Source organism: Poseidonibacter sp., from assembly GCF_041821165.1.
GTDB lineage: Bacteria > Campylobacterota > Campylobacteria > Campylobacterales > Arcobacteraceae > Poseidonibacter.
In genome coordinates this window covers 1-9,121 of sequence record NZ_JBGUES010000089.1, presented here as the reverse complement: position 1 = coordinate 9,121, position 9,121 = coordinate 1, and the positions used below count along the sequence as shown (strand labels likewise).

The 9,121-nt window shown below is 27.2% G+C and carries 10 protein-coding genes; 7 read left to right on the top strand and 3 right to left on the bottom strand.

Annotated features, from left to right (window positions below; translation table 11 throughout):
• Positions 1-134 precede the first annotated feature (134 nt).
• Complete coding sequence (locus ACERKK_RS08110) at positions 135-689, bottom strand: TlpA family protein disulfide reductase (protein WP_373772578.1); 555 nt, start codon at positions 687-689, stop codon at positions 135-137.
• A gap of 61 nt (positions 690-750) precedes the next feature.
• On the opposite strand from ACERKK_RS08110, the gene ACERKK_RS08105 reads away from it, so the two are divergent.
• The 6 genes from ACERKK_RS08105 to ACERKK_RS08080 all read left to right on the top strand — a co-directional run bounded on the left by ACERKK_RS08105 (position 751) and on the right by ACERKK_RS08080 (position 6,922).
• Complete coding sequence (locus ACERKK_RS08105) at positions 751-1,290, top strand: 5-formyltetrahydrofolate cyclo-ligase (protein WP_373772577.1); 540 nt, start codon at positions 751-753, stop codon at positions 1,288-1,290.
• Positions 1,291-1,300: 10 nt separating this feature from the next.
• Complete coding sequence (gene rny / locus ACERKK_RS08100; RefSeq protein WP_373772576.1) at positions 1,301-2,845, top strand: ribonuclease Y; 1,545 nt, start codon at positions 1,301-1,303, stop codon at positions 2,843-2,845.
• Between the two features lie 99 nt (positions 2,846-2,944).
• Complete coding sequence (gene rsmD, locus ACERKK_RS08095; protein ID WP_373772575.1) at positions 2,945-3,541, top strand: 16S rRNA (guanine(966)-N(2))-methyltransferase RsmD; 597 nt, start codon at positions 2,945-2,947, stop codon at positions 3,539-3,541.
• 4 nt (positions 3,542-3,545) lie between these two features.
• Positions 3,546-4,346, top strand: coding sequence for an ABC transporter permease (locus tag ACERKK_RS08090; RefSeq protein WP_373772574.1), 801 nt, complete (start codon positions 3,546-3,548; stop codon positions 4,344-4,346).
• Between the two features lie 182 nt (positions 4,347-4,528).
• A complete protein-coding gene (locus ACERKK_RS08085) occupies positions 4,529-6,202 on the top strand; it encodes a Na+/H+ antiporter NhaC family protein (protein ID WP_373772580.1) in 1,674 nt (557 codons plus the stop codon).
• A 72-nt stretch (positions 6,203-6,274) separates the two neighbouring features.
• The gene (locus ACERKK_RS08080; RefSeq protein ID WP_373772573.1) at positions 6,275-6,922 is read left to right on the top strand and encodes a hypothetical protein; all 648 of its coding nucleotides are present in this window, start codon (positions 6,275-6,277) and stop codon (positions 6,920-6,922) included.
• 25 nt (positions 6,923-6,947) lie between these two features.
• On the opposite strand, the gene ACERKK_RS08075 is transcribed toward ACERKK_RS08080, so the two are convergent.
• Entirely contained in the window at positions 6,948-7,769 is an 822-nt protein-coding gene (locus ACERKK_RS08075) for an SDR family NAD(P)-dependent oxidoreductase (RefSeq protein ID WP_373772579.1), read from the bottom strand.
• Between the two features lie 67 nt (positions 7,770-7,836).
• On the opposite strand from ACERKK_RS08075, the gene ACERKK_RS08070 reads away from it, so the two are divergent.
• Complete coding sequence (locus tag ACERKK_RS08070; protein ID WP_373772572.1) at positions 7,837-8,604, top strand: TIGR02757 family protein; 768 nt, start codon at positions 7,837-7,839, stop codon at positions 8,602-8,604.
• Between the two features lie 238 nt (positions 8,605-8,842).
• On the opposite strand, the gene ACERKK_RS08065 is transcribed toward ACERKK_RS08070, so the two are convergent.
• Positions 8,843-9,121, bottom strand: a 279-nt coding sequence (locus ACERKK_RS08065; protein WP_373772571.1) for a GNAT family N-acetyltransferase, incomplete at its 5' end; no start/stop codon positions are given.

Sequence of the window (9,121 nt, the reverse complement as noted above, 5' to 3'; positions counted from 1 at the left end):
ATTTCTTGAGGTTTTACATCATCATCTTTATTTTCTTTTTCTACTTTTTCTTCAATTTTTGGTTCTACAAGCTCAACTTCTTCTTTTGGCTCTTCTTTTTTCTTTTTCTTAAAAAAACTAAACATATTTATCCTCTATTTACCTAATAACTTTTTAATATCCATTTCCATCATTTCAGAAGGAACAATACCTACATATTTTTGGAAAACATTTGAGCTTTTATCTATCATAAACATTGTAGGAATAGATTTTATTCCACCAAGTGCATCAGAAATAATAAAATTATCAGCAGAGTTTGTAACTTGATAATTTATATTATATTTATTCATAAACTCTATGATTTCTTCATTTTTTTTATTTTGTTCAAGTAATACTGAAACTACAGCAAAATCATTTTTAAATGTATTTTGCAAACTAACTAAATTTGGAACTTCTGCTTTACAAGGTGCACACCAAGTAGCAAAAAAATTAAGTAAAACAATTTTATTTGGATAATCTTTAAAAATAATTTTTTCATCTTTTATTGTAATATTCAAATTTTTATTATCTGTTGTTTTTAATGTTATGATTTTTTCATTTGTTTTGTTTTCTTTTACTTCTGTTCTATCTTTGTTTTCATTTTTAGAATCACATCCTGTGAAAAATAAAATTGACAAAATTGACAAAAATGCTAATGTTTTAAACTGCATTTTAATTCCTTTGGGTAAAATTATTTGTTGGGTAGGAATTTTACCCAAGTGAGGCTTAAATATGGAAAAAAATCACAAGAGTGATTTTCGAAAATCATGTATAAAAAAGTTAAAATTTTCAAGTGGATTTTCAAAGTATTATAAAAACAAAATTGTTGTTAAAAAATTAGAAAAATTTATAAAAGATAGTGAATCAAATAATATTTTATTATATATTCCAATGGATATAGAAGTTGATGTTAGACCATTAATAAATAAATTAAGAAAAATAAAAAATAAAAATGTGTATGTACCTTATATGCAAGGTGATAGTTTTAAAATAATAAAATATAGACTACCTTTGTATACAAAGAAATTTGGTATAAAAGAACCAAATAACTCTTTTTTTAAAGCTGCAAAAATTGATTTAGCAATCGTTCCAGTTGTAGGAGTTGATTCTATTGCTAAAAGAATAGGCTTTGGAAAAGGAATGTATGATAGATTTTTTGGTAGATTAACATACAAACCAACACTTGTTTTTACGCAATTAACACTTTGTAAAAGTAATGAAATTTTATCTTGCGATCATGATATTCAATCAGATTATATAATTACTAGTTAAGGTTTTAAGAATGGAATATATTATAGTTAGTGTTATCGTGGCACTTATAAGTTCTGCAATAAGTATTATTGTAGTTAGAAAAATTGATAAAGCAAAATTTCAAATTTTTATAGAACAAGCAAAAGCAAAGGCAAAAGTTATTGAACATGAAGCGGAAGTTTCATTAAAAGATATACAATTAAATGCAAAAATTAATTGTGATAGAGAGTTTAAAGCTGCAAGAAAAGAATACTCTTTAATGCTTGAAAAAATTGAACAAAAAGAGAAAGAACTAAATGCTCATCTTGAATCTGAATTAAAAGCAATTAAGATTGAAAAAGAAGAGATAATTGAAAAAAATAATAAAATTACAACAATAAAAGAAGGTTTATCTAAGCAAAAAAAGATTTATGAAGATAAAACTTTAGAAGCAATTAAAATATTAGAAAACGCATCAGGTCTTACTATTGATGAAGCAAGAGATCTTATGCTTGAAAAAGTTAAAGAAGATTCAAGAGCTCAAATATCTTCTATTTTTAGAAAAAAATATAAATTAGCAGAACAAAATGTTAAAAATGAAGTTAATAATATGTTATCTCATGCTGTTACAAGATATGCAGGTGAGTTTGCAGCTGAAAGACTTATAAACAATATTCCTATCAATGATGAAGAAACAAAGGGTAAAATTATTGGTAAAGAAGGGCGAAATATTAAGTCTCTTGAAATGTTATTAGGTGTTGATATTATCATTGATGATACTCCAAATACAATTACTGTTTCATCTTTTAATTTATATAGAAGAGCAGTTGCTACTAAAACTATTAAAGAGTTATTAGAAGATGGAAGAATTCAACCTGCAAGAATCGAAGAGATATATGCAAAAGTAAAACATGAATTTGATAATAACATCCAAAAAGAGGGTGAAGATGTAATTATGGAATTAGGTATTAAATCTATGCATCCAGAATTAATCAAATTAGTTGGAAGACTAAGATATAGAGCTTCTTATGGGCAAAATGCCTTAGCACATACTTTAGAAGTTGCAAATCTTGCAGGATTACTAGCAGCTCAAATGGGTGGAGATGCTATTTTAGCAAGACGTGCTGGATTATTACATGATATTGGAAAAGCATTAACTCATGAACTTCCAGGTTCTCATGTTGATTTAGGTGCTGAAATTTGTAAGAGATATGATGAACCAGATACTGTATTAAATGCTATATTTGCACATCATGGTCATGAAGAACCAATAAATGTAGAATCAGCAGCTGTTTGTGCAGCTGATGCTTTAAGTGCGGCAAGACCAGGGGCTAGAAGAGAAGTATTAGAAAGTTTCCTAAAAAGAGTAGAAGAGGTTGAAAATATCTCTACATCAAAAGTTGGTGTTATAAATGCTTATGCTATTAATGCAGGAAGAGAAGTAAGAGTTATTGTAAAAGCTGAACTTGTAAATGATGATGAAGCTGTTATTTTAGCAACTGAAATTGCAAAAGAGATTGAAGAAAAAGTTCAATATCCAGGTGAAATCAAAGTTAATGTAATTAGAGAAGTAAGAGCTCAATCTTACGCAAGATAATATCTTCATAAAACTTGTGCTTTATGCACAGGTTTTTTATAAATAAAACCCTCAACAAAATTTTACTATAATACAAAAAATAAACTATATAAGAGACACATGAAAATAAATAAACCAACAACAAGAATCATCGCAGGTAAATATAAAGGTAAACTTTTAGAATTACCATCTTTAGAAGTTACAAGAAGTTCAAAGTCAAGATTAAAAGAATCTTTTTTTAATGTTTTACAATTTGATATTATTGATAAAATTTTTGTAGAAGCATTCGCAGGTTCAGGTTCAATTGGACTTGAAGCTATTAGTAGAGATGCAAAAAGAGCTTATTTTGTTGAATTAGATAGAAAATCTTATAATATTTTAGTACATAACTGTAAAAATATCGATATAAATTCTTGTCAAACTATGCTTGGAGATACTTTTGTTCAAACTCCAATAATAATTGATAACTTAAAAAATTCATCTGATGAATTAATTATTTATATCGATCCTCCATTTGATCATAGAGAAGGAATGGAAGATATTTATACAAAATCATTTCAAATGGTTGAACAAATTGAAAATGAAAATGTTTATATGGTTGTTTTTGAACATATTTCAACTTTAGAAATGCCAGAAGTTTTAGGAAAGTTTTCTTTAAATAAAACTAAAAAATTTGGTAAAAGTTCATTATCTTACTACTCTTATTCAGAAGAATAACATTATGATAAAAGTGGCATCTTACTTACTATTAACTATTATATTATTAGTATTTTTTATGCCACTTTTTTATACAATTTCTCCATACGAATTAAACCCTGATAAAATATTACAATCTCCAAGTTTACAGCATTTATTTGGTACTGATAGATTAGGACGGGATATTTTAGCAAGAGTTTTAGAAGGTGGACAAACATCTTTAATCATTGGCTTTTTAGCTGCTAGTATCTCTTCTTTAATAGGTCTTTTTATTGGAATTAATGCAGGTTATTTTAAAGGTAATATTGATAAAAGTATTACAATTATTATCGATCTATTTCTAACATTTCCAACATTTTTTTTACTTCTTGCTTTAGTTTCATATATTCAAGCATCTTCTGTAATCTTAATTATTGTTATTTCAATAACTGGATGGATGGGAATGGCAAGACTTATTAGAAGTGAAAGTTTTGCAATTAGCACAAAACCATATATAAAAATACTAACACTAGCAAATGTATCAAAAAGAAAAATCATTTTTAAATATTTTGCACCATTACTAGCTCCAATTTTTTTAATATCATTTACTTTTGCAGTTGGTGGTTCTATCTTAGCTGAATCAGGTTTATCTTTTTTAGGACTTGGTATAAATCCTCCAAATATGTCTTGGGGTTCACTTTTAAGTGATGGAAAATCTGTAATAGATATTGCATGGTGGGTTAGTTTTTTCCCTGGTCTAATGATATTTATAATCACATTTTGTTTAATTCAAATCTCTGATTTTCTTCAAGAATACCTTAATTCAAAAGAAGTTCAAAAAGTGTAAGTTTCATAAAAATTACATTAATTTATCAATAAAATTGCTACTAATATAAACCAATAATACAAGTTATATGTATCTTTTTGCAAGTTTATTACTACTTTTAAAACATTTATCGATATAATCCTTCTCTTAATTTTCAATTATAAAGGATTCTTTTGAATAAGTTTTTAAAAACTTTAATCATAATGGCATTTCTTCCAATAATGTTATTAGCAGATGCAAAAGATAACTCTATTACTTACGGTTTTCTTACAATGTTACCTCCATTGGTCGCAATTATTTTAGCCTTCTTAACTAGAAATGTTATTTTTTCATTATTTATGGGTATCTTCACTGGTACATTTATGGTAAATATTACTGGTTCTAATGTATTTGTTGCATTTTTTAATGCATTTGTTGATATGTCAGAAAAAATGGTTGGCTCATTAGCTGATTCATGGAACGCAGGAATTGTTCTTCAAGTATTAACAATTGGTGGTATGATTGCTGTTATTACTAAAATGGGTGGTCCAAGAGCAATTGCACAAAAGTTAGCAAAAAGAGCAAAAACTCCTGCAAGTGCGCAAATATATACATGGATTATGGGATTTTTTATCTTCTTTGATGATTATGCAAACTCATTAATTGTTGGACCTATTATGAGACCTGTTACTGATAAACTAAAAGTTTCAAGAGAAAAACTTGCCTTTATTATTGATTCTACTGCTGCTCCTATTGCTGGACTTGCACTAATTTCTACTTGGGTTGGATATGAATTATCTTTAATTAAAGATGCTTATGCAATTTTAGGACAACCTGAAGTAAATGCTTTTGCTGTTTTTGTTGAAACTCTTCCTTATAGATTTTATAATATCTTAATGCTTGCATTTGTTTTCTTTTCAGCTTATACTCTAAGAGAGTTTGGGCCAATGCATAAAGCAGCTCTAAGAGCTCATGAAACAGGTCATGTTTCTAATCCAAAATCAAAAGGTGTAATGAATCAAGAAAATTCATTTATGCTTCCAAAAGATGGAATAGAGTACTCTATTTATAATGCAATTATTCCTATTGCTGTTCTAATTATAGTTGCTATTGTAGGGTTTTATTTAAATGGATTATCATCTTTAGAGGGTGAAGTTTTAAAAGCTGTTGAAGCAGCACCTTATTCTTTTTATGCAATTAGAGAATGTTTTGGTTCAGCTGATGCTTCTGTTGTTATTTTTGAAGCAGCATTATTAGCATCATTAGTTGCTATTGGTATGGGATTACAACAAAAAATATTTGATATTCATGATGCAATTGAAACTTGGGTATTTGGAGCAAAAGCACTTGTAATTACAGCTGTGATTTTAATTCTTGCTTGGTCTTTAAGTGCTGTTATGAAAGAGGTTGGTACTGCTCATTATTTAGTTACAGTGTTATCACATAGTACTCCTCAGTTTATTCTTCCTTCAATAATCTTTATTTTAGGTTCTATTATTTCATTCTCAACTGGTACATCATATGGTACTATGGGAATTTTAATGCCTTTAACAATTCCTCTTGCAAGTGCTGTTGGAATAAATACAGGATTAGAAGGTACTGATTTACATTCATATATTGTATTAAATATTGGAGCTGTTTTAACTGGTGCAATTTTTGGGGATCATTGTTCACCAATTTCAGATACATCAATTTTATCTTCAATGGCTGCATCTTGTGATCATATGGATCATATTTCTACGCAAATGTATTATGCAGTTTTTGTAGGAGCGGTTGCTGTTCTTTTTGGTTATTTACCAGCTGCTTTTGGAGTACCTGTTTATATTCTTTTACCACTTGGATTATTAGTTATTTTCCTTGTTATAAGATTTTATGGGAAACCATACTTCAAAGCTTAATAAAAAAGAGAGGAGACTCTCTTTTTTTATCTTAAACATTTTAAGAGTACAATTGATTTAAAGGATTAAATCATGAAATATTTACTTAATGTTTTATTACTAACTTTTGTACTTCTTTTTACTTCCTGTTCTTCAAAAAATGAAATAGATATAAATAAAAACATAAAATCTTTTTCTCTTGATAAAAATATAACTATTGTAAGACCTGCAAAAACAATCTCAAGTCCAATCTCTGTTGGTTTAGGAGTAGGTGGACAAATAGCTAGATTTGTTGGTATTGGAATTGGTACTTCTATAAGACCTTCTATATCAAATGATAAGGCTTTGGTATTACAAAAAAGTTTGGCTTTACATAATGTTTCATTATCAAATCTAATAAAAGATGAATTTACATCTTTAATGACAAATGATGAAATATATAAAGATAAGTTTGTATCTTTTGGTTCTGAATATACAATTCATCTATTAGTTGCAAAAAGTATTATTCAAACTCCTGTTTTTTCTTCAAAAGCACAAATACAAATGCAAATACAAATTAAGATTTTAAATAGAAATGGCGAAAGTGTATATGATGATATTGCAGAAAATTCTTTGGAAGATGAAAACTATATTTATGAAAAAAGTATGATTTTAAATAATGCAAAGATTTTAGAAACAAGTGTCTTAAAAGCTGTGAATTTAACTTTAGCACAGCTAATAAAACAGATGAAAAAGAATTAGATAAATTGATTTAAATCTAATTCTTTTATATTCTATTTAGCAATTTATCCATTATAGAAGTTGGTAGTATTCGTTTAAAAAAGCCTAATAAATGAGTAGCTTTTGTAACATAATATCTAGGTTTTGGTTTTTTACTTTTCATAATCTGTAAAACTACATTTGCAACTGAACTTGCAGGTAGATTAAAAGGTGCTTTATCATCGTTTGTTTCAAGTCTTTTCTTTAGTTCATTTATATAAATATCTGAAAAATGGCTATTTCTAATATCAATATGCTCATTAAATTTTTTTAATGCATTTGCTCTAAATTTTGATGTAACAGGTCCTGTATTTATTGTAGAAATAAAAATATTACTTCCTAAAACCTCTTGTCTTAAAGTGTCATTTAAACCTTCAATTGCATATTTACTAGCATTATAAGCACCTCTGAATTTTAGTGAAATAATTCCTAAAACTGAACTATGTTGAGCTATTTTACCAAAGCCTTGTTTTCTAAATATTTTCATAGCTTGTAATGTAACTTCATGTAAACCAAAAAGATTAGTTTCAAATTGTTCTCTTAAAACATCAGTTGTAATATCTTCAACTGCTCCTGGTTGTCCATAACCTGCGTTATTAAAAACTGCATCTAATGTTTTATCATTTTTTAGAATAGTTTTAAAAGCATTTGAAATATCATCTTTTTTTGTAACATCTATTTTAAAAGTATGAAATCCTAAATCTTCTAATTTTTTAATATCTTCATCTTTTCTAGCACTTGCATATACTTTGTATCCATGATATTTTAATGCAAGTGCAGTCTCTAAGCCAATACCTGTAGAACATCCAGTTATTAGAATATTTTTCATTTTTTTCATTTAACACTCTTTTATTTTAATTGGTGCTATTATAGCAAATCAAAAATATGGATAAGCAATGAATAATATAAAAGAGCTATTAAATAAAGAAGTTTGTGATAGAAACAATGATTGTGAACTATCATATGATAAACCTGACCCACTTTTAGTAGCAAGTAGATACAGCGATGAATATATAATACTTCTATGTGCACTTTTTGCATATGGAAAAGCGTCACTTATAGTGAAATTTTTAGATACTTTAAATTTTGATTTATTAAACGCAAGTGATGAAATAATAGATAAAGAACTTGATAATTGTTATTATCGTTTTCAAAATAGTGAAGATATTAAAGTTATATTTAAGACATTCAAACGGTTAAAACAAAGTGACAGTTTAAACAATATCTTTCTTGAAGGCTACAAAAAAGATAAGTCAATCCTAGAAGGATTAGATAAAGTAATCACAAAAATTCATGAAGTAGCAAACTATAAATCACAAGGTTTCACTTTCTTAGTATCAAGCCCTTTAAAAAGAGATAAAGAAGGAAATATAAAAGAAATAGGAAATGCACCATATAAAAGATGGAATATGTTCTTGCGTTGGATGGTAAGAAAAGACAATCTTGATATGGGACTTTGGAGTGGAGTAGATAAAAAAGATTTACTTCTACCACTTGATACTCATACTTTCAAAGTATCACAAAAGTTAGGACTGTTAACAAGAAAAACATATGATTTGAAATCAGCTATTTTAATAACTGAAAAGTTAAAAGAGTTTGATGGAGAAGATCCTATTAAGTATGATTTTGCGCTTTATAGAATTGGGCAGGAGAAAATACTATAGTTAAATACATTGACCTTTTTAGACTATATCTTGGGGTAATGATAAATTTATGATATGGTTACACTAAATAGGACATAAAACTCTGAACAGTCTATTTCACAACCTCTTACTTTTGGAATAGTTTTACTAAAAAATAGTCTGTTCCAAAAGAGTTGAAATTTGAAGCATGTTTAATAAGGTACAGGTTGTTGAACAATTTATAGTATAAAATACGGAGAGTATTATTTTAATGTAAACATTAAAAATTTTTTATATAAACTTCTCTATTTCCTCTACCATCAGTTTGTACAGTTGTTAAATGAATTAAACCAAGTTTTTCAATTGTTTTAATTGAACCAATATTATCTTTATGAACTAAAGCTAATACTCTTTTTCCTTTTAATTCATTCTTGATAAAATCAATTTGTGCTTTACCTATTTCAGTTGCATATCCTTTACCCCAAAAATCTTTTCCTAAAATAAAACCAAATTCATAATCTTTTTCATCTAAGTAATTACACTCGATATTTCCTGCAAG

Excerpts from the sequence above, each read along its gene's own strand:
- ACERKK_RS08110 (WP_373772578.1), bottom strand. The coding sequence starts at position 689 with ATGCAGTTTAAAACATTAGCATTTTTGTCAATTTTGTCAATTTTATTT.
- ACERKK_RS08105 (WP_373772577.1), top strand. The coding sequence starts at position 751 with ATGGAAAAAAATCACAAGAGTGATTTTCGAAAATCATGTATAAAAAAG.
- rny (WP_373772576.1), top strand. The coding sequence starts at position 1,301 with ATGGAATATATTATAGTTAGTGTTATCGTGGCACTTATAAGTTCTGCA.
- rsmD (WP_373772575.1), top strand. The coding sequence starts at position 2,945 with ATGAAAATAAATAAACCAACAACAAGAATCATCGCAGGTAAATATAAA.
- ACERKK_RS08090 (WP_373772574.1), top strand. The coding sequence starts at position 3,546 with ATGATAAAAGTGGCATCTTACTTACTATTAACTATTATATTATTAGTA.
- ACERKK_RS08085 (WP_373772580.1), top strand. The coding sequence starts at position 4,529 with ATGGCATTTCTTCCAATAATGTTATTAGCAGATGCAAAAGATAACTCT.
- ACERKK_RS08080 (WP_373772573.1), top strand. The coding sequence starts at position 6,275 with ATGAAATATTTACTTAATGTTTTATTACTAACTTTTGTACTTCTTTTT.
- ACERKK_RS08075 (WP_373772579.1), bottom strand. The coding sequence starts at position 7,769 with ATGAAAAATATTCTAATAACTGGATGTTCTACAGGTATTGGCTTAGAG.
- ACERKK_RS08070 (WP_373772572.1), top strand. The coding sequence starts at position 7,837 with ATGAATAATATAAAAGAGCTATTAAATAAAGAAGTTTGTGATAGAAAC.